This is a genomic window from Streptomyces sp. WM6386 (genome assembly GCF_000972385.1).
Taxonomy (GTDB): Bacteria; Actinomycetota; Actinomycetes; order Streptomycetales; family Streptomycetaceae; genus Streptomyces.
The window spans coordinates 80,677-100,194 of sequence record NZ_JXTE01000020.1; the positions used below are offsets into that span (position 1 = coordinate 80,677).

The 19,518-nt window shown below is 69.0% G+C and carries 21 protein-coding genes; 14 read left to right on the top strand and 7 right to left on the bottom strand.

The window, feature by feature from the left end; all coding sequences use genetic code 11:
* Positions 1–6 precede the first annotated feature (6 nt).
* Positions 7–480 carry an SsgA family sporulation/cell division regulator gene (locus tag TN53_RS15130; RefSeq protein WP_046258978.1) on the bottom strand — a complete coding sequence of 158 codons (474 nt, stop codon included), beginning with the start codon at positions 478–480 and terminating at the stop codon, positions 7–9.
* 211 nt (positions 481–691) lie between these two features.
* On the opposite strand from TN53_RS15130, the gene TN53_RS15135 reads away from it, so the two are divergent.
* Positions 692–2,470: an RDD family protein gene (locus TN53_RS15135; RefSeq protein ID WP_095046499.1), complete on the top strand. Its 1,779-nt coding sequence runs from the start codon at positions 692–694 to the stop codon at positions 2,468–2,470.
* Between the two features lie 89 nt (positions 2,471–2,559).
* A complete protein-coding gene (locus TN53_RS15140; protein ID WP_046258979.1) occupies positions 2,560–3,234 on the top strand; it encodes an RDD family protein in 675 nt (224 codons plus the stop codon).
* Between the two features lie 21 nt (positions 3,235–3,255).
* On the opposite strand, the gene TN53_RS15145 is transcribed toward TN53_RS15140, so the two are convergent.
* Complete coding sequence (locus TN53_RS15145) at positions 3,256–3,546, bottom strand: hypothetical protein (RefSeq protein WP_046258980.1); 291 nt, start codon at positions 3,544–3,546, stop codon at positions 3,256–3,258.
* 345 nt (positions 3,547–3,891) lie between these two features.
* On the opposite strand from TN53_RS15145, the gene TN53_RS15150 reads away from it, so the two are divergent.
* The gene (locus tag TN53_RS15150) at positions 3,892–6,231 is read left to right on the top strand and encodes an immune inhibitor A domain-containing protein (protein ID WP_046258981.1); all 2,340 of its coding nucleotides are present in this window, start codon (positions 3,892–3,894) and stop codon (positions 6,229–6,231) included.
* 121 nt (positions 6,232–6,352) lie between these two features.
* Positions 6,353–6,703: a hypothetical protein gene (locus tag TN53_RS15155; RefSeq protein ID WP_046258982.1), complete on the top strand. Its 351-nt coding sequence runs from the start codon at positions 6,353–6,355 to the stop codon at positions 6,701–6,703.
* A gap of 11 nt (positions 6,704–6,714) precedes the next feature.
* On the opposite strand, the gene TN53_RS15160 is transcribed toward TN53_RS15155, so the two are convergent.
* Positions 6,715–7,308, bottom strand: coding sequence for an isochorismatase family protein (locus TN53_RS15160; RefSeq protein ID WP_046258983.1), 594 nt, complete (start codon positions 7,306–7,308; stop codon positions 6,715–6,717).
* Positions 7,309–7,403: 95 nt separating this feature from the next.
* Positions 7,404–8,753 carry a nicotinate phosphoribosyltransferase gene (locus TN53_RS15165; RefSeq protein WP_046258984.1) on the bottom strand — a complete coding sequence of 450 codons (1,350 nt, stop codon included), beginning with the start codon at positions 8,751–8,753 and terminating at the stop codon, positions 7,404–7,406.
* A gap of 137 nt (positions 8,754–8,890) precedes the next feature.
* On the opposite strand from TN53_RS15165, the gene clpS reads away from it, so the two are divergent.
* The 8 genes from clpS (at position 8,891) to TN53_RS15200 (ending at position 14,875) form a co-directional block, all read left to right on the top strand.
* Complete coding sequence (gene clpS / locus TN53_RS15170) at positions 8,891–9,208, top strand: ATP-dependent Clp protease adapter ClpS (protein WP_046259019.1); 318 nt, start codon at positions 8,891–8,893, stop codon at positions 9,206–9,208.
* Between the two features lie 14 nt (positions 9,209–9,222).
* A complete protein-coding gene (locus TN53_RS15175) occupies positions 9,223–9,825 on the top strand; it encodes a DUF2017 domain-containing protein (protein ID WP_046258985.1) in 603 nt (200 codons plus the stop codon).
* A 335-nt stretch (positions 9,826–10,160) separates the two neighbouring features.
* A complete protein-coding gene (locus TN53_RS15180) occupies positions 10,161–11,600 on the top strand; it encodes an amino acid permease (RefSeq protein ID WP_046258986.1) in 1,440 nt (479 codons plus the stop codon).
* A 218-nt stretch (positions 11,601–11,818) separates the two neighbouring features.
* Complete coding sequence (locus TN53_RS15185; RefSeq protein ID WP_046258987.1) at positions 11,819–12,241, top strand: Mov34/MPN/PAD-1 family protein; 423 nt, start codon at positions 11,819–11,821, stop codon at positions 12,239–12,241.
* A gap of 40 nt (positions 12,242–12,281) precedes the next feature.
* Positions 12,282–13,304 (top strand): LacI family DNA-binding transcriptional regulator, encoded by a 1,023-nt coding sequence (locus TN53_RS15190; protein WP_046258988.1) that lies wholly within the window; start codon positions 12,282–12,284, stop codon positions 13,302–13,304.
* Between the two features lie 128 nt (positions 13,305–13,432).
* Positions 13,433–13,528, top strand: a complete 96-nt coding sequence (locus tag TN53_RS49310) for a putative leader peptide (RefSeq protein WP_310736469.1) — start codon at positions 13,433–13,435, stop codon at positions 13,526–13,528.
* A gap of 112 nt (positions 13,529–13,640) precedes the next feature.
* Entirely contained in the window at positions 13,641–13,919 is a 279-nt protein-coding gene (locus TN53_RS15195; protein ID WP_046258989.1) for a MoaD/ThiS family protein, read from the top strand.
* A 5-nt stretch (positions 13,920–13,924) separates the two neighbouring features.
* A complete protein-coding gene (locus TN53_RS15200) occupies positions 13,925–14,875 on the top strand; it encodes a PLP-dependent cysteine synthase family protein (RefSeq protein ID WP_046258990.1) in 951 nt (316 codons plus the stop codon).
* A gap of 24 nt (positions 14,876–14,899) precedes the next feature.
* Here TN53_RS15200 and TN53_RS15205 read toward each other — a convergent pair whose 3' ends face one another.
* On the bottom strand, positions 14,900–15,355 hold the full coding sequence (locus TN53_RS15205) for a type II toxin-antitoxin system PemK/MazF family toxin (RefSeq protein WP_046258991.1): 456 nt from the start codon (positions 15,353–15,355) through the stop codon (positions 14,900–14,902).
* A gap of 262 nt (positions 15,356–15,617) precedes the next feature.
* On the opposite strand from TN53_RS15205, the gene TN53_RS15210 reads away from it, so the two are divergent.
* Positions 15,618–16,370, top strand: coding sequence for an MBL fold metallo-hydrolase (locus tag TN53_RS15210; RefSeq protein ID WP_046258992.1), 753 nt, complete (start codon positions 15,618–15,620; stop codon positions 16,368–16,370).
* 75 nt (positions 16,371–16,445) lie between these two features.
* Here the strand turns inward: TN53_RS15210 and TN53_RS15215 are convergent, their stop codons facing one another.
* Together TN53_RS15215 and TN53_RS15220 are read right to left on the bottom strand one after the other, a co-directional pair.
* On the bottom strand, positions 16,446–17,696 hold the full coding sequence (locus tag TN53_RS15215; protein WP_046258993.1) for a PTS transporter subunit EIIC: 1,251 nt from the start codon (positions 17,694–17,696) through the stop codon (positions 16,446–16,448).
* 111 nt (positions 17,697–17,807) lie between these two features.
* Positions 17,808–19,100, bottom strand: coding sequence for a PTS transporter subunit EIIC (locus TN53_RS15220; RefSeq protein ID WP_046258994.1), 1,293 nt, complete (start codon positions 19,098–19,100; stop codon positions 17,808–17,810).
* Positions 19,101–19,226: 126 nt separating this feature from the next.
* Here TN53_RS15220 and TN53_RS15225 point away from each other — a divergent pair, with 126 nt between their 5' ends.
* Positions 19,227–19,460: a glucose PTS transporter subunit EIIB gene (locus tag TN53_RS15225; RefSeq protein WP_046258995.1), complete on the top strand. Its 234-nt coding sequence runs from the start codon at positions 19,227–19,229 to the stop codon at positions 19,458–19,460.
* Positions 19,461–19,518 lie beyond the last annotated feature (58 nt).

The window sequence follows — 19,518 nt, forward strand, 5'->3', positions numbered from 1 at the left end:
ACGCGATCACTCCCCGTCCTTCGACTCGTCGCTCGGCCACGGGTCGCGCAGCCACAGATCGTCGGCGGGCGTCGGGGCGAGCAGGTCCGCCAAAGCCTCGTCGATACCGAGCTGCTCGCCCTCGGACCCCGGGGGCACCACCCGCAGCGTCCGCTCCAGCCAGGCCGACACCTGGGCCGCGGGCGCCTCCAGGAGGGCGTCCCCGTCGGGCGAACTCAGCGCCATCAGGACGACGCTGCGGCCGTCCACCTTCGTCGGCCACACCCGCACGTCCCCGTGCCCGCACGGCCGGAACACCCCCTCCACCAGAAGCTCGCGGGCGAACGTCCAGTCCACCGGGTGGTCGGAGCCGATGTGGAAGGCGACGTGGACGGCGTACGGGTCGTCGGAGCGATAGCTGAGCCGGGCCGGGACCGGGATGCTGCGCTCGGGCGACAGGATGAGTTTGAGCTCGAGCTCGCGCTCTACCACGGTGTGCATGTCGGGTGTTCCTCTCTCGTGTCTGTCTCGTACGAGTGGAGAGAGGCGGTGCGGCCGGAACCATTACGCGGGTTCGGGAAACTTTTTTCCCGGGGGTTCACGACGTTGCCCAAAAGGAGTGGGTCCGGTGGGACTGGCGGTGGGGGTTGCGCCGGTCTGATAGATGTGGAGCCCCCCATATTCACCCCCGAGCAGATACGGGACGACGGACATGAGCGCCCCAACCCCGGCCCCCGGTGACGACAGGCCCCGCGAAGGGTATTACCCGGACCCGTCCATTCCTGGATATGTCCGGTACTGGAACGGTGCTGCCTGGGTACCGGGCACGAGCCGGCCGGCCCCGTCGGACGGCGAGGCCCCGGCGGCGCCGGCCGCCTCGTCGGTGGAGGAGACGGGCCCGCACTTCTTCGACGAGGACCCGCAGCCCGCGCCCAACCCGTCCGACGCCCAGCACGGCAGCCGTCCCGAACCCGCGTCCGCCTGGGGCGCCGACCGCTCCCGTCAGTCCGGCTTCGGCGGCGACCAGGACCGCCGGGTCTCCTGGGGCGCGGCGGCGGGCACCGACCCCCGCGTCCCGTCGGACACGACGAGCGGCGACGGCACGGCGACGATCCCGCCCGCGGAGTCCGACCGGGCGGACTCGGGCAACACCTTCGTGTTCCGCAGGCCGACAGCCGGGGGAGCCCCACCATCAGCCCCGGGCACGGCACCGCAGCCCGGCAGCGGGACAGGCGCCTCCGGCGGCCCGGCGTTCGGCAGCCCCGGCTCGGGCGGCTCGGGTGCGGGGGGCTCCAGTGGTCCTTCCGCCTCCGGTGCGGGTGTTTCCGGCGGCCCGGCTTTCGGTGGCCCCGGCTCAGGGAGCTCGGGTGCGGCGGGCTCCCACAGCCCCTCCGGTGCCGGTGATTCCGGCGGCCCGGCCTTCAGCGGTCCCGGTTCGGGCGGCGGTGCGGCACGCACCCACGGCCCCTCCGCCTCCGGGCCCGGTGCTTCCGGCGGCCCCGCCTTCGGTGCCGCGGGCTCCGCCGGTGCCGCAACTCCCGGCATTCCCGCCCCCGGTGGCCCCGTCACCGACGAGGGCACCATGACCTTCCGGGCGCTCTCCCCGCGCACGGCCCAGCAGGGTGGGGCGCAGGGCGGAGGCACGGGCGGCGCACGGTCCGACGGTGCGGCGGCGGGCGGCTTCGGCGCCCAGCCCGCGGCCACCCCCGGCTTCGGCGCGGGCAAGGCCGCCGCCGAGCGTGCCGCCTCCGCGCCGGCCGGTGTCCAGGGCGTCGTCGGACAGGCCGCGCCCGCCGGTCCCTCCGGCCCGCAGCAGGCGACTGCGCAGACCCCGCCCGCGTCCGTCCCCCAGCAGTCCACCCCCATGGCCAGTGGCGCCGGTGGCGGTCAGTCCTCCTGGGCCCAGCAGGTGCACCGCCTCGCCGCCACCCCCGGCGAGGACCAGCCCGTCACGCCCTGGAAGCCGCCCGTGGAGGACGTCTTCCAGGCCGCCGCCCGGCGTCAGGCCTCCGCCCGCCCCGCGGGCCTCGGCAAGCGGCTGACCGCCCGGCTGCTGGACACCGTCGTCCTCGTCGGCGTCACCGCCGCGGCCGCCGTCCCGCTCGGCACCAGGGCGCTGGACCACGTCAACGAGAAGATCGACGCGGCCAAGCTCTCCGGCGAGACCGTCACCGTCTGGCTCCTGGACGGCACGACCACCGCCTACCTCGGCATCGTCCTCGCCGTCCTCCTCGTCTTCGGCGTCCTCTACGAGGCGCTGCCCACCGCCAAGTGGGGCCGCACCCTGGGCAAGAAGCTGCTCGGACTGGAGGTGCGGGACATCGAGGGCGGCGAGCCCCCGACGTTCGGCGCGGCCCTGCGCCGCTGGCTCGTCTACAGCGTCCCCGGCCTGCTCGCGATCGGTGTCGTGGGCGTCGTATGGGGCCTGTTCGACAAGCCGTGGCACCAGTGCTGGCACGACAAGGCCGCACATACGTTCGTAGCGGGATAGCCGCATACGGCGCAAGGGCCACCGGATTCCGTACCCCGGACGGCCGCTCGCCGGATGCGGAGCCGTGGGGATCGCGGTCGACTCGGGCCATGAGCAGCGAACCGCCCCCCGGCTCCGGCCAGCAGCCGCCGGAAGACGACCCGTTCAGGAAGCAGCCCCCACCGCCGGGCGGCGAGGGTTCCCCGTACGGCAGTCAGCCCCCGCCCCCAGGGGACGCGGGCTCGCCGTACGGAGGCGGCAGTCCCTACGGCGGCGGCGACCCCTACGGCGGCGACCCGTACGGCGGCGGCTCGTACCCGAACGACCCGCTCGCCGGCATGCCCCCGCTCGCCGGTAGCGGCAAGCGCACGCTCGCCCGGATCATCGACATGATCCTCGTCGCGATCGTCGTCTGGCTGCTCACCTGGGGCTTCGGCGTCAACGAGTACGACGTGGACCCCGACAAGGTCGAGTACGGCAAGTCCTTCACGCAGTCGCTCATCACGGCCGTGCTCTACATCGCGTACGACACCGTCATGATCAGCCGCTCCGGGCAGACGCTCGGCAAGAAGTGGCTCGGGATGCGGGTGGCGAACCTCGAGAACGGCTCCACGCCCTCCGTGCAGACCTCGCTGACGCGTGCGGCGGTGTTGTGGATCCCGTTCGCGTTCTGCTGCGCCTGTGTCTGGACCGCGATCTCGGGCGGCTGGAGCTTCTTCGACAAGCCCTACAAGCAGGGCCTGCACGACAAGGCGGCGAAGACGGTGGTGGTCAGCCTCAACTGACCACCGGGCACCGTCAGTTCATCAGGAGGCGGCGCGCTCGTGCACCGGCTCGGTCGCCAGTACGGTGACCGACGCCGGTACGGGCGTCTGTGCCGTCTCCGCTTTCCCGGTGGCGGGCTTGCGCACCGCGACCACGCGGGCCTTGGGCATGGGGACCGTCATGGCGACGAGCAGCCCGAGGGCGAGCGCCGCGACGGCGATGACCGCGATCCCCAGACCCGAACTCGTCTGTGACAGCAGCAGCATGGCGAGCGTCGAGAAGATCACGGTGAAGGAACCGTAGGCGAGCTGTGCGGCAGTCGGACGAGGCATGGCAATCGTGTCCTCGGAAGTGGGGGTCCACGGGGGTGTCGGCCTGGCTTTCCGCCGTTTTGGGGCGTTCCGCCGAATGACTCTAATCGCGTGCATGCCCGAGCGGAACGAACGGTAAGCGTGACCTAACCAACAGTACCGGTGCATGGGGGGCGCACGGAGTCATACCGTCCACGAAGTGGACACGCGCGAGCGCCGGTCGAGGGCGGCTCAAGATCTTCTCAAGATGTTCGTAAAGCGGACGTCAGATCCGCATAGTGCAGTTGTCCTGTCCAAGTCAAGGTCTGTCTTTTCTTCTGAACCTCTAGTCAAATGCCGTCACTTGACTAGGGGAGGAAGACTCAGGTGCCCAGCAGACCCTGGACGTTCAGAGCCGCCGCGACCACCGTCGCACTGGCCGCCGCGACGGCGACCATCTCGACCTTCGCCGTGGCGCAGGCCGACACCACCGCGGCGCCGCCCGCGGCGAACCGCACCGATCCGCAGCCGGCGAAGACCACGCAGGAGCACGACTTCGACGGCCCGCTCTCCCGGACCCAGGAGGCGCAGCGCGAAGAGGCGCTGAAGCAGGTCATATCCGGCGCCGCCACGGTCAAGAACCGTGACGGCTCCAAGGTCGTCGAGCTCAAGAGCCGCAAGGGCGACAGCAAGTACGTCGAGCTGGGCCGCGAGCAGACCGACAAGATCTTCACGATCCTCGTCGAGTTCGGCGACCAGACCGACCCCCGCTACGGCGGCACGCCCGGCCCCGCGCACAACGAGATAGCCGAGCCGGACCGTGCCCAGGACAACAGCACGGCCTGGCAGGCGGATTACAACAAGGCCCACTTCGAGGACCTCTACTTCGGCGACGGCACCGCGTCGATGAAGACCTACTACGAGAAGCAGTCCTCGGGCCGCTACTCGGTCGAGGGCGAGGTCACCGACTGGGTCAAGGTCCCCTACAACGAGGCCCGTTACGGCTCCAACTCCTGTGACACCTGCGCGTGGAACGCGGTCCAGGACGGCGTCACGGCATGGGTCGCCCAGCAGAAGGCGGCGGGGCGCACCGAGGCCGAGATCAAGGCGGACCTCGCCGAGTTCGACCAGTGGGACCGCTACGACTTCGACGGCGACGGCGACTTCAACGAGTCCGACGGCTACATCGACCACTTCCAGATCGTGCACGCCGGCGAGGACGAGTCCGCGGGTGGCGGCGCGCAGGGCGAGGACGCCATCTGGGCCCACCGCTGGTACGCGTTCGGCACCGGCTCCGGCGCCACCGGCCCTTCGGGCAACCTGCTCGGCGGCACCCAGATCGGCGACACCGGCATCTGGGTCGGCGACTACACCATCCAGCCGGAGAACGGCGGACTCGGCGTCTTCGCCCACGAGTACGGCCACGACCTCGGTCTGCCGGACCACTACGACACCTCCGGCGGCGGTGAGAACTCCACCGGTTTCTGGACCCTGATGTCCTCCGGTTCCTGGCTCGGCACGGGCAGGGACACCATCGGTGATCTGCCGGGCGACATGACCGCCTGGGACAAGCTGCAACTGGGCTGGCTGGACTACGACGTGGCGAAGGCCGCGACCAGGTCGAAGCACAAGCTGGGTGTCGCCGAGTACAACACCAAGAACAAGCAGGGTCTGGTCGTCGAACTGCCCAAGAAGGCGGTCACCACCGAGATCGTGGCCCCGGCCCAGGGCGCCACACAGTGGTGGAGCGGCAGCGGCAACAGCCTCAACAACACGCTGTCCCGTTCGGTGGACCTCACCGGCAGGTCGGCGGCGACGCTGACCCTGGACGGCTGGTGGGACACCGAGGCTGCGTACGACAACGTCTACACCGAGGTTTCCACCGACGGCGGCACCAGCTTCAAGCCGATCGACGGCACCGCGGACGGCGCGGCCCTCGCGCGTGACGCCAGCGGCCAGCCCGTGCTGACCGGTTCCTCGGAGACGTACAAGAAGCTGTCGTTCCCGCTGGACGCCTACGCCGGCCAGAAGATCGACCTGCGCTTCCGCTACTCCTCCGACGGCGGTGTGGCTGGGAAGGGCTTCGCGGCCGACCGGATCTCCGTCACGGCCGACGGCGCCGCCCTGTTCGCGGACGACGCCGAGACCGCGGACGCGGCCTGGACGACGAAGGGCTTCTCCCGCGTCGGCGCGTCCTTCAGCAAGGACTACGCGCAGTACTACATCGCCGAGAACCGCCAGTACGTGTCGTACGACCGGACGTTGAAGGTCGGCCCGTACAACTTCGGCTTCTCCACGACCCGTCCGAGCTGGGTGGAGCACTTCCCGTACCAGAACGGTCTGTTGATCTGGAAGTGGGACACCTCCCAGGTCGACAACAACACCAGCGAGCACCCCGGCGTCGGTCTGCTGCTGCCGGTCGACTCGCACCCGACGGCGCTGAAGTGGTCCGACGGCACCGCGATGCGCAGCCGCATCCAGGCGTACGACTCGCCCTTCAGCCTGTTCCGCACGGACGGCATCACGCTGCACAACGCGGACGTCGCGAAGAGGATCCCGTCGTCGAAGGGGGTGTCGGTCTTCAACGATCACACCAGCACGTACTACGACGCGACGACCCCGTTCGCGGGCGTGAAGCTCACTGACACCAACACCAAGATCAAGATTGTCCAGGAGGCCCTGAACGGCTCGACGATCTCGCTCGAGGTTGGCCGCGCGGTGAAGTAGTCGACATTTGCGCAGGTCAGAAGCGAATCGGCGGTGACCCCTGGCGGGTCGCCGCCGATCGTGTTTAGGTGCGTCCTGATGGCTTTCTTATTGACACCGGCGCACACGGGGGTGTGACTGCATGGCCGCAGGAGGTTTCTGCAAGCTGCCGACAGGCAGCGTGGTGGTGGCGCTGAACCTGCCCAGACCCGCCACCGACGGCACGGGCTGCGTCCGTGTCCTCGTCCACGCCCGCAACCGCGCACGAGCCCTGACCAGGCTGCGCAACCTGGGCCTGCGGGCGGTCTACCTGCGTGGCAACGCGGCCCCGCCGACCCCGGACGAGGTGACGGCCGTCCTCCATCATCCGGACGGCCTGATATGGCGCACGGCCCCTGACAACGCTGTCGCGGCGGTGCCGGGACCAGAACTGGCCCAGGAGCTGTGGCACCCGATCAGGGCCCTGATCAGAAGGCCGGCGGCACCGGCCTAGGCGCCGGACGCCTACGCGACGACCGGCTTCCCGGAGAGTTCCACCCCGGCCTGGCGCAGCTCCTCCAGTGCCCGGTCCGTGGTCTCCGCGGCCACCCCCGCGGTGAGGTCCAGGAGCACCTGCGTACGGAAACCTTCCCGCACGGCGTCCAGCGCGGTGGCCCGTACACAGTGGTCCGTGGCGATGCCCACCACGTCCACCTCGACGACCTCCCGCGCCCGCAGCCAGTCGGCCAGCGGGATTCCGTTCTCGTCGTGGCCCTCGAAACCGCTGTAGGCCGCCGAGTACGCCCCCTTGTCGAAGACGGCGTCGATCGCGCCGGAGGCGACGGCGGGGGCGAAGTTCGGGTGGAAGCCGACCCCCTCGGTACCGGCGACGCAGTGTGCGGGCCAGGAGTGGGCGTAGTCGGGGTTGTCGGCGAAGTGGCCGCCGGGCGCGATGTGGTGGTCGCGGGTGGCCACCACATGCTGGTAGCCGGAACCGCCGGCCGCCTGTCCGATCAGCTCGGTGACGGCGGCGGCCACATCGGCGCCCCCGGCCACCGCGAGACTGCCCCCCTCGCAGAAGTCGTTCTGTACGTCGACGACGATCAAGGCGCGGCGCATGGTGGGTGTCCTTCGACTAAGAGTGAACTTACGAGCCTAGAGACTTCGACGGCGCTGCGGGAGGGCGCACCCGCGCTGGAGCCTGGTTCAGCCCCCTACTGGCTACCCGAGCGCCCGTGTACGTACTCCGTCGGAATGACGGGTTCCCCGCGCGACAGCTGGGTCGCCGACAGCGGCAGCCCGTCGCGCGCGGCCGTGTGCCTCTCCCGTACGACGTCCAGTGGCTCGCGCGCCACGACGTCGCCGCTCTTGACCAGTTCGACGAGGAGCTGCCGGTCCACGAGGTCGGCCGGGACGGCCCCGGTGCCGACGACCTCGGCCTCCGCGATCCCGTCCGCGTCCAGCCGCCGGGCCGCCCACTTGCGGCCGCCGATGGAGGTCTTGCCGCCCGAGGACTTCTTCGCGACCGGCACCAGCGGCGCCTTCACGTCGGCGGACTCGGCGCGGGCGACCAGCTTGTAGACCATCGAGCAGGTCGGGTGCCCGGAGCCGGTCACCAGCTGCGTGCCGACGCCGTAGGCGTCCACGGGCGCTGCCGCGAGCGAGGCGATGGCGTACTCGTCGAGGTCCGAGGTCACGATGATCTTCGTGTCCCGGGCGCCCAGCTCGTCCAGCTGCTGCCGCACCCGGTGGGCCACGAGCAGCAGGTCGCCCGAGTCGATACGGACCGCGCCCAGCTCCGGTCCGGCCACCTCCACCGCCGCACGGACGGCTTCCGCCACGTCGTACGTGTCCACGAGCAGCGTGGTGCCCCGGCCCAGCGAGTTCACCTGGGCCTGGAAGGCGTCGCGCTCCTGGTCGTGCAGGAGGGTGAAGGCGTGGGCGGAGGTGCCGACGGTCGGGATGTTGTAGCGGAAGCCGGCCGCGAGGTCGGAGGTGGAGGCGAAGCCGCCGAGGTAGGCGGCGCGGGAGGCGGCGACGGCGGCGAGTTCGTGGGTGCGGCGGGCGCCCATCTCGATCAGCGGGCGGCCCCCGGCGGCCGAGGACATCCGGGAGGCGGCCGCGGCGATCGCGGAGTCGTGGTTGAGGATCGAGAGGATCACGGTCTCCAGGAGCACGCACTCGGCGAAGGAGCCCTCGACCCGCATGATCGGTGAGCCCGGGAAGTAGACCTCGCCTTCCGGATAGCCCCAGATGTCACCGGAGAACCGGTACGAGGCGAGCCAGTCCAGGGTCTCCGCGTCGACGATGTTCCGTTCACCCAGGAAGCGCAGGACGTCCGCGTCGAATCGGAAGTTCTCCACGGCGTCCAGGACCCGCCCGGTGCCCGCGACGACGCCGTAGCGACGCCCGTCCGGCAGCCGCCGGGTGAAGACCTCGAAGACGCAGTGCCGCTCGGCGGTACCGGCCTTCAGCGCGGCCTGCAACATCGTGAACTCGTACTGATCCGTGAAGAGCGCCGTCGAGGGAACGTCCACCGGCAGCCCAAGGTCCGCTACATCCACGAAAGCTCTCCTCGCCGTGAATCTCCGGGTCCCCCAGGTCGGCCGGGGGTCCGGGGGTTGTCCCCCGGTATATGCGGCATGACGACAGATAGTACTCCCTTCTCGTCGGTGTGACGATTTCTGTGATGCGTGGCAGCATGGGCCATGTGACGTCACCCGCTCCCGTAGAGATCGAACGCACCGAGTCGGCGGAAGAGGTCTTCGCCGTCCCCGAGCCGGACGTCCCCTGGGTCACCATCGTCCACAACGACCCGGTCAACCTCATGAGCTACGTGACCTATGTGTTCCAGACGTACTTCGGGTACACGAAGGACAAGGCCACCAAGCTCATGATGGACGTCCACCACAAAGGCCGGGCGGTCGTCTCCAGCGGTAGTCGCGAGGAGATGGAGCGCGACGTGCAGGCGATGCACGGCTACGGTCTGTGGGCCACCCTGCAGCAGGACCGGAAGTAGCTGAACTGACCTTCATGCCTGGACACTTCGAACCGCTCCCCGGCGGCGGCGCGGCCGTCGCGCTCGACGACGTCGAGATCTCCATCATCCGCTCGCTGGCCGTCCAGCTCCTGGAACTCATCGGTCCCGGGCCCGCCGAGGACGCCTCCGACGACCCGCTCGCCGAGCTGTTCGCCGAGGGCCCGAGCGAGCCGCCCTCCGACCCGGTGCTCAAGCGACTGTTCCCGGACGCCTACAGCGACCCCGAGGGCACGCCCGGCCCCGAGGCGGCCGAGGAGCAGAAGGCGTACTCCTCGGAGTTCCGCCGCTACACCGAGAACGACCTGCGGGCCGGCAAGCGGGACAGCGCCCTCGCGGTGATCCGCTCCCTGGACGCGCTGAGTCCGGTGGACGACGGCGGGGCGGTGCTCAAGCTGTCGCCGGAGGACTCGCGCCAGTGGCTCGGCGCCCTCAACGACCTGCGCCTCGCGATCGGCTCCCGGCTGGAGATCGCCGACGAGGAGGACACCGACCTCCTCTACCGGCTGCCGGACGAGGACCCCCGTAAGCCGATGGTGATGGCGTATCTGTGGCTGGGCGGGCTCCAGGAAACCCTCGTAACGACGCTACTTCCGTAACTTCTGCCGTAGTTTGTGACCTTTTTGTGTTCGCTCAGCGGACGCTCAAATCCGGATAACGATCGCGTCACCGTGCTGATGACGTATGCCCACTCCGGTATTTGTTTGTCCGCTTCTTCCTGTGCCCTGCGCCACATCTCGCACAGGTGATCAATATTGCGGCCGTGATAGATCTTCACGACCGCCCGACGAACACCACCCGTATGTTCGGTCGGGTGCGCCACCGAGCCGGTAACCACCGGCCAGGCACAAAGCTCCAGTATCCGGGGGGATCGAGAACCGATCCGAGGCCGACGAGAGGCCCGGTTCGGTATGGAGAAAGGCGCACCACACATATGACCTCCGCTCAGGTCGACAAGGGCTCGGAGACCGCCCCGAACGAGTCGGAAGAGGGTTACGAGCGTGGCCTCGGCAGTCGCCAGGTCCAGATGATCGCGATCGGCGGCGCCATCGGCGTCGGTCTCTTCCTCAACGCCGGGGCGAACATCGCCAAGGCGGGCCCCAGCCTCATCCTGATGTACGCCGTCGCCGGCGTCATCATCTTCTTCATCATGCGCGCGCTCGGCGAACTCCTGCTCTACCGCCCCGTCTCGGGCTCGTTCGCCGAGTACTCCCGCGAGTTCCTCGGCCCGTTCTTCGGCTACTTCACCGGCTGGACGTACTGGCTGCTGTGGGTCGTCACCGGCATGGCGGAACTGACCGCCGCCGCGATCTACATCCACTACTGGTTCCCGGACGTCCCGCAGTGGGCCTCGGCGCTCGGCTTCCTGGTCGTGCTGTTCGTGGCCAACCTGATCTCGGTGAAGCTGTTCGGCGAGATCGAGTTCTGGTTCTCGATGATCAAGGTCACCGCCCTCATCGGCATGATCGTGATCGGCCTCGGCGTCCTCACCTTCGGCTTCAGCGCCGCCGGCGACACGGCCGCCGTCTCCAACCTCTGGGCCTTCGACGGCTTCTTCCCCAAGGGCATCGGCTCGTCCCTGATGACCCTCCAGGGCGTCATGTTCGCCTACCTCGCCGTCGAACTGGTCGGCGTCACCGCCGGTGAGTCGGAGAACCCGGAGAAGACCCTCCCCAAGGCGATCAACACGCTGCCCTGGCGCATCGGCCTCTTCTACGTCGGTGCCCTCACCGTCATCCTCTGCGTCGTCAAGTGGACCGAGTTCGCGCCCGGCGTCAGCCCCTTCGTGAAGGCCTTCGCGATGATCGGCATCCCGGCGGGCGCGGGCATCGTCAACTTCGTCGTGCTGACCGCGGCCCTGTCCTCCTGCAACTCCGGCATGTACTCCACGGGACGCATGCTGCGCACCCTCGCGGACAGCGGCGAGGCCCCCAAGGCCTTCAACAAGCTGTCGGCGACCAAGACGCCGGCGCTGGCCATCACGGTGTCGGTGCTCTTCATGGGCATCGGCGTGGTCCTGAACTACATCGTCCCGGAGAAGGCCTTCGGCTACGTCGTCTCCGTCGCCACCGCGGCGGGCATCTGGACCTGGCTGATGATCCTGATCAGCCACGTGCGGTACCGCCGCGCGGTCGAGGCGGGGCGCCTGCCGGCGTCCTCCTTCCCGGCACCGGGCGGCTCGAAGGGCTCCTACGTCGCCATCGTGTTCCTGCTCTTCGTGACCGGACTGATCGCGTACGACTCCGAGTCCCGGGTGTGTCTGTACGTGATGGCGGGCTGGGCCGCCGCGCTCGGGATCGGCTGGGCCGTGCTCAAGAGTCGTAACCCGGAGATTGCGGAACGCCGCGAGCCGGAGTTCGAGAAGGTCGGTTAGATCCACGGCAGGGAGACTGTCGTTCGTCTGCGGCTCGCTGTGGCTGATCGCGCCCACGCGGCGGCAGCCGCAAATCGATACAGCCCCGCGCCCCTTAGGGACGTCCAGGGCAGGGAGTTCTCGTGGTACTCCCTGCCCCGCCGCTCAGGCGTCCGGCATATGGGCCGCCCCGTACCACCTGTCGGTACGGGGCGGCCCGTCTGCTTATCCTGGCCAGCATGCTGACCATCACCCAGGTCCTCGTCGACCAGATCGTCGCGCACGCGCGCAAGGACCACCCCGACGAGGCGTGCGGCGTCGTCGCGGGGCCGGCCGGCTCGGACCGACCCGAGCGCTTCATCCCGATGCTGAACGCGGCCATGTCGCCCACGTTCTACGAGTTCGACTCAGGCGACCTCCTCAAGCTCTACCGCGAGATGGACGACCGCGACGAGGAGCCGGTGGTCATCTACCACTCCCACACCGCCACCGAGGCCTACCCGTCCCGCACCGACGTGAGCTACGCCAACGAGCCCGGAGCGCACTACGTCCTCGTCTCCACCGCGGACACCGACGGCCTCGGCGACTTCCAGTTCCGCTCGTTCCGGATCATGGACGGCGAGATCACGGAGGAAGAGGTCACGGTCGTCGAGGCATACTGATCACCGTACGCCCGACCAACTCGCCCTATCGGAGACGGTGTTGACCCGACGGCCACACGGACAGCGCCCCACGATCGAGGACGTCGCACGTCGGTCGGGGGTGTCGAGATCCACGGTCTCGCGGGTGCTCAACGGCGAGCCCAAGGTGCGCGCCGAGGTCGTCGAACAGGTCCGGCAGGTCATCGCCGAGCTGGGCTACGTCCCCAACCAGGCCGCCCGGCAACTGGTCACCCACCGCACGAACGCCGTCGCCGTCGTCGCGGACCAGCCGGACAACCGGCTCTTCCTCGACCCCTACTTCGACCGCCTCCTGCGCGGCATCCGCAGGGAGCTCGCACTCCACGGCGCCCAGGCCGTCCTGCTCTTCCTGGACGAGCCGGACGACCACGCGCGCGTGGCCGACTATCTGGGCGGTGGTCACGTCGACGGCGCGATCCTCTTCTCCCTGCACCCAGGCGGCCGGCTGCACGAGATGATCAGCCGCCTCGACATCCCCGCGGTCTTCGGCGGCCGCCCCCTCCTGCACGACGGCGACACCGTGCGCGCCCACGCCTATGTCGACGGCGACAACCGCGGCGGAGCCCGGCAGGCCGCCCGACACCTGGTCTCCCTGGGCCGCCGTCGCATCGCCACCGTCACCGGCCCCCACGACCAGGAACACTCCGCCGCCGAGCGCCTCGCCGGCTACCGGGACGTCCTCCCCGACGCCCCGCCGGAGCTGGTCGAACGCGCCGACTACACCCGCCAGGGCGGCGCCGACGCCATGGCCGCCCTGCTCGACCGGTGCCCCGACCTGGACGCCGTCTTCGTCGCCTCCGACCTGATGGCCCAGGGAGCCCTGGAGGCACTGCGCGCACGCGGACGCCGCACCCCCGAGGACGTGGCCGTCGTGGGGTTCGACGACCTCGCCGAGATCGCCGAGGCGACCGACCCGCCGCTGACCACGGTCCACCAGGACGTGGGGGAGATGGGGCGCCTGCTGGCCAGGCTGCTCTTCGACCACCCCTCGGACCTCACGTCGGTCGTCGTCCCCACCCGACTCGTTCTGCGCGCGTCCGCCTGAGCAGTGCGGTCTCAAGGGCGCGTCTGAAGCGTGTGTCCGAACAGTACGGTCTCACTCCCCGGCCGCAATCCGTCCGGAATGTGGGATCACATTCCGGGACCCGGGACGGGAATCGATACGATGAGCCCATGGTTTTTGACGACGTGAGCGAAAAGACGCCGGGCATGCTGCTCGTGGCGCGGCTGCACGTCGACCTGTGCAGGCTCGCCAGCGCCATCTGTTGACGCTGCCCCTGCCGCCGTACGGCCGTGAGCCGCGGCGTCTCACATGCACGATCTGCGAAAACGCGCCGCCGCGCGCCCACCGACCAGACACTTCCGACAGGAGCCCGCAACCATGGCCATCGAGGTCCGCATCCCCACCATCCTCCGCACCTACACCGACGGCCAGAAGGCTGTGGAGGGCAACGGGGACACCCTCGCCGAGCTCTTCACCGACCTCGAGACCCGGCACACGGGCATCCTCGCCCGCATCGTGGACGGCGGCGAGCTGCGCCGCTTCGTCAACGTCTACCTCAACGACGAGGACGTCCGCTTCCTCGACGGCATCACCACGAAGCTGTCGGACGGCGACAACGTCACGATCCTGCCGGCCGTCGCCGGCGGCATGGCCTGATCCCGATGCGCTACGACTCCCCGCTGGCCGCGGTGGGCAACACCCCTCTGGTGCGCCTGCCGCGGCTGTCGCCGTCCGACGACGTCCGCATCTGGGCCAAGCTGGAGGACCGCAACCCCACCGGCTCGGTCAAGGACCGCCCGGCCCTGCACATGATCGAGCAGGCGGAGAAGGACGGCCGCCTCACCCCGGGCTGCACCATCCTGGAGCCCACCAGCGGCAACACGGGCATCTCCCTCGCCATGGCCGCCAAGCTCAAGGGCTACCGCATGGTCTGCGTGATGCCCGAGAACACCTCGCAGGAGCGCCGGGAGCTGCTCGGCATGTGGGGCGCGGAGATCATCCCGTCGCCCGCCGCGGGCGGCTCCAACACGGCCGTACGCGTCGCCAAGGAACTGTCCGCCGAGCACCCCGACTGGGTGATGCTCTACCAGTACGGCAACCCGGACAACGCGGGCGCCCACTACGCCACGACCGGCCCGGAGATCCTCACCGACCTCCCCTCCATCACCCACTTCGTGGCCGGCCTCGGCACCACCGGCACCCTGATGGGCGTCGGCCGCTACCTGCGCGAACACAAGCCGGACGTCAAGATCGTCGCCGCCGAGCCGCGCTACGACGACCTCGTGTACGGCCTGCGCAACCTCGACGAGGGCTTCGTGCCCGAGCTCTACGACGCCTCGGTCCTGACGACCCGCTTCTCGGTCGGCTCCGCGGACGCGGTCACCCGCACCCGCGAACTCCTCCAGCAGGAGGGCATCTTCGCGGGCGTCTCCACGGGCGCCGCCCTGCACGCCGCGATCGGCGTCGGCCACAAGGCGCTGAAGGCGGGGGAGAGCGCGGACATCGTGTTCGTCGTCGCGGACGGCGGCTGGAAGTACCTGTCGACGGGGGTCTACACGGCGGCGACGACGGAGGAAGCGATCGAGACGCTGCAGGGCCAGCTCTGGGCGTAAGCCCTCGTCACCCTCTTCGAGGCCTTACGTCGCCAGGTGACGGACCTGGTCCCACAGGACCGGGTCCACCACCCCCACCCTGCGCCGGAAGTCCCACACCGGCACCTCGCGCAACTCGTCCGTCTCCAGGAAGCTCGCGCGGCCGTGGGCATCGCCCACCGAACCCGGCGGCAACGGGATCACTCCGGCCCGCTCGTCGTGGTACTTGCTGGTGATCTTCGCGACGACCGCGCGCCTGCCGCGCACCGCGAGCACCAGACACGGCCGGTCCTTCGCCCCCGGCCCGTCCTCGAAGGGCACGTTCGCCCACCAGATCTCCGCGGGCTGCGGACGCGCTGCGCCGGTCCGCGGCCCGGGACGCCCCGGCGGCCGCGTCCTGCGACCCTCCGGTCTGCGCCCCCGTCCCCACCCGTCCACGAGCGTGGCGACCAGCGCGAGCAGTACCACCGCCGCGAGCGCCAGCCACCAGGACGTGTCCATACGGACGACGTTACCGGCGCGCGATCCGCATCGCGCGCCTTCTGCGCTGTACCAATAAGCGGCTCCGCCGCGGGCTTACGCGCCCCTGGTCCAGCCGAACCGGTGACAGCACAGGTGAGTTCGCCCACAACGGCCCTTGGCGGAGGAGCGACAAGGGGTTTTGCGCCTTACGCTCGACGGACCGCAAGACCCTCGAGTCCCCTCTCCCGATCTTCTGGATTCCTGGATCTCCTGGATTACCGCCAGCGGAGGTTTCTGCTTTATGAAGCTCACCGTCGTCGGCTGCTCGGGGTCGTTCCCGTCCGCGGAATCGGCCTGCTCGAGCTACCTCGTAGAGGCCGACGGCTTCCGGCTGCTTCTCGACATGGGCAACGGTGCCCTTGGCGAGCTGCAGCGCCACTGCGGTCTCTACGACCTCGACGCGATCTTCCTCAGCCATCTGCACGCCGACCACTGCATCGACATGTGCGCGTACTTCGTCGCACGCTACTACCGCCATGACGGCGGCCGCTGCGATCCGATCCCGGTCTACGGACCCGAGGGCACGGAACACCGGCTGACCACCGCCTACGCGGACACCCCGACCGCCTCCTCCATGAGCGAGGTCTTCGACTTCCACACGGTCAAGCCGTCCACCTTCGAGGTCGGCCCCTTCACCGTCCACACCGAGCGCGTGGCGCACCCGGTCGAGGCGTACGGCATCCGCGTCGAACACGGCGGCAAGTCGCTCACGTACTCCGGCGACACCGGTATCACCCCGGCGCTGGACGAACTCGCCCGGGACACCGACCTGTTCCTGTGCGAGGCCGCCTTCACGCACGGCAAGGAAGACATCCCCGACCTGCATCTCAACGGCCGCGAGGCGGGTGAGACGGCGGCCCGGGCAGGCGCCCGCCGCCTGCTCCTCACCCACATCCCCCCGTGGACCGACCCGCAGGCCAACCTCACCGACGCCCGCGCGGTCTACGACGGCCCGGTGGAGCTGGCGACGCCGAGGGTGTCGTACGACATCTGAGTCCCCGTACGCACACGAAGGCCCCGGAACCTTCCCGGTCCCGGGGCCTTCGTCATGCCGTACGGCGGTCGGAACTCACGCCTTCGTGAGGTCCTCGACCTCCTCCTCGGGCTCGCGGCCCGGGGTGGCGATGTTGAACCTGATGATGGCGAAGCGGAACGTGAAGTAGTAGATCGCCGCGAAGACCAGACCGATCGGGATGATCATCCAGGGCTTGGTGGCCAGGTTCCAGTTGAGGAAGTAGTCGATCGCGCCGGCCGAGAAACTGAAGCCGTGGTGGACGCCCAGGCCCCAGGTGACGGCCATGGAGACGGCGGTCAGGACCGCGTGGATGACGTAGAGCACCGGCGCGATGAACATGAACGCGAACTCGATCGGCTCGGTGATGCCGGTGACGAACGAGGTCAGCGCGAGCGAGAGCATCATGCCGCCGACGGCCTTGCGGCGCTCGGGACGGGCGGTGTGCGTGATCGCCAGGGCGGCCGCCGGGAGGGCGAACATCATGATCGGGAAGAAGCCGGTCATGAACTGGCCGGCGGTCGGGTCGCCGTGGAAGAAGCGGGGCAGGTCGCCGTGCCAGACGGCACCGGTGGAGTCCTTGAAGGAGCCGATCTCCTGCCAGGCCACCGTGTTGACGAACTGGTGCATGCCGACGGGGAGAAGGGCGCGGTTGATCGCGCCGAAGATGCCCGCGCCGACGGCGCCGAGGCCGGTCATCCACTCGCCGAAGTTGGTGATCACATCACCGATGGGCTCCCAGACCAGGCCGAAGAAGACGCCGACGGCGGTGCCGATGAAAGCCATCAGGATCGGCACCAGACGGCGGCCGTTGAAGAAGCCCAGCCAGTCGGGGAGCTTGGTGCGGTGGAAGCGCTGCCAGGTGACGGCGGCTATCAGGCCCATGATGATGCCGCCGAAGACCTTGGGGTCGTTGTATGTGGCGGCGACGTCGGCACCCTTGGTGACCTTGGCGTCGGTGATCGGGAACGCGGTGAGGACGTTCTTGTAGACGAGGAAGCCCACCAGCGCGGCGAGTGCGGTCGAGCCGTCGGCCTTCTTGGCGAAGCCGATGGCGATGCCCACGCAGAACAGCAGGGGGAGGTTGGCGAACACGGCGTCGCCGGCGGTGGCGAACACATCCGCCACCTTGCCCCAGCCCAGACCGTCCTTGCCGAAGACATCGGGCTGGCCGAGACGGAGCAGGATGCCCGCCGCCGGCAACACCGCGATGGGCAGCTGCAAACTGCGGCCGACCTTCTGCAGGCCCTGGAAAAGACCGGATCCCCGCTTCTTCGCGGGGGCCGCCGTGTCGGTGGCGGTGCTCATACGTCCTCCATCGGGTGGTGGTCTACACCACTCAGTGGTGTAGACCTGTTGTACACGATGGAGGCCGATATAAGGAACCCGTCAATTCCGCAACCGGAGGGCTACGTACGGTCAGACCTTGGTGACGTCCTCGACCTCTTCCTCCGGCTCCCTACCCGGAGTCTTCAGATCGAACTTCGTGATCGCGAAACGGAAGATCACGTAATAGACGACCGCGAAGCACAAGCCGATCGGAATGATCGCCCACGGTCTCGTCGCCAGATTCCAGTTGATGATGTAGTCGATCAACCCGGCCGAGAAACTGAACCCGTCGTGCACCCCGAGCCCCCACGTCACCGCCATCGACACACCCGTCAGCAGCGCGTGGACCGCGTACAGCAGCGGCGCGATGAAGAGGAACGAGTACTCGATCGGCTCGGTGATCCCCGTGACGAACGAGGTCAGCGCGACGGACAGCATGAGACCGCCGACCTCCTTGCGGCGGCTCGGCTTGGCGCAGTGCGTGATCGCCAGGGCCGCGGCCGGAAGGGCGAACATCATGATGGGGAAGAACCCGGACGTGAACTGACCCGCGTTCGGGTCGCCCGCCAGGAACATGCTGATGTCACCGTGCACCTCGCTGCCGTCCGGCTTGGTGTACGTGCCGAACTGGAACCAGATGGGCACGTTGAGGAACTGGTGCAACCCGATCACCAGCAAAGCCCGGTTCGCGATACCGAAGATGCCCGCACCCCAGGCGCCCGCGTCGGTCAGCCAGTCACTGAAGCTCTCAAGGCCGTCACCGATCGGCGGCCAGATCCACAGACACAGCGCCGCGAACACGATCGCCACGAACGCCATGATGATCGGGACAAGCCGGCGCCCGTTGAAGAAGCCGAGCCAGTCCACCAGCTTCGTACGGTGATAACGCGCCCAGAAGAACGCCGCCAGCAGACCCATCACGATGCCGCCGAAGACACCCGGATTCTGGAACGTGAACGCCACCACCGTGCCGTCCGCCGACGCCTGGCAACCGATGCCGGTCACCGCCTTCGCCCCGTCGGGACAGTCCTCCGGGAACTGGCGCAGCACCGAGTAGTAGACGAGGAAGCCCGTCACCGCCGCCAGCGCCGTCGAACCGTCCGACTTCTTAGCCATCCCGATCGCCACGCCGATGCAGAACAGCAGCGGCAGCCCCAGCTGGCCGTCGAGCAGCGCGCCGCCCGCACCCGCCATCACCTTGGCGACGTTCGTCCACCCCAGCCCGTCGTCCCCGAACACGTCCGGCTGTCCGAGCCGGTTGAGGATGCCCGCGGCCGGCAGGACGGCGATGGGGAGCTGAAGACTGCGGCCCATCTTCTGCAGGCCCTGGAACACCGACTGCCACCGCCGGCGTGCGGGAGAGATCTCGGTCTCGGAACTCATGAGTTGGCGACCGCCTGTCAGGTGGTGTAGACCAGTTACGGACGATTGGTTGCTGTGACGTCATCTTTCGGTACATACAGCGCAATCGCTCGCGAAGTTGGGCCAACTGTGCATGAGGAGACCGACATGGCCACCAAAGCTGAGAAAATCGTTGCCGGACTCGGCGGCATCGACAACATCGAAGAGGTCGAGGGCTGCATCACCCGCCTCCGCACCGAGGTCCACAACGCAACACTCGTCGACGAAGCCGCCCTCAAGGCCGCCGGCGCCCATGGAGTCGTCAAGATGGGCACCGCGATCCAGGTCGTCATCGGCACCGACGCCGACCCCATCGCCGCCGAGATCGAAGACATGATGTGAACCCCTGAGCCCACCCCGAAAGGGGCTCCACCCACCGGGGGAGGAGCCCCTTCCGTAT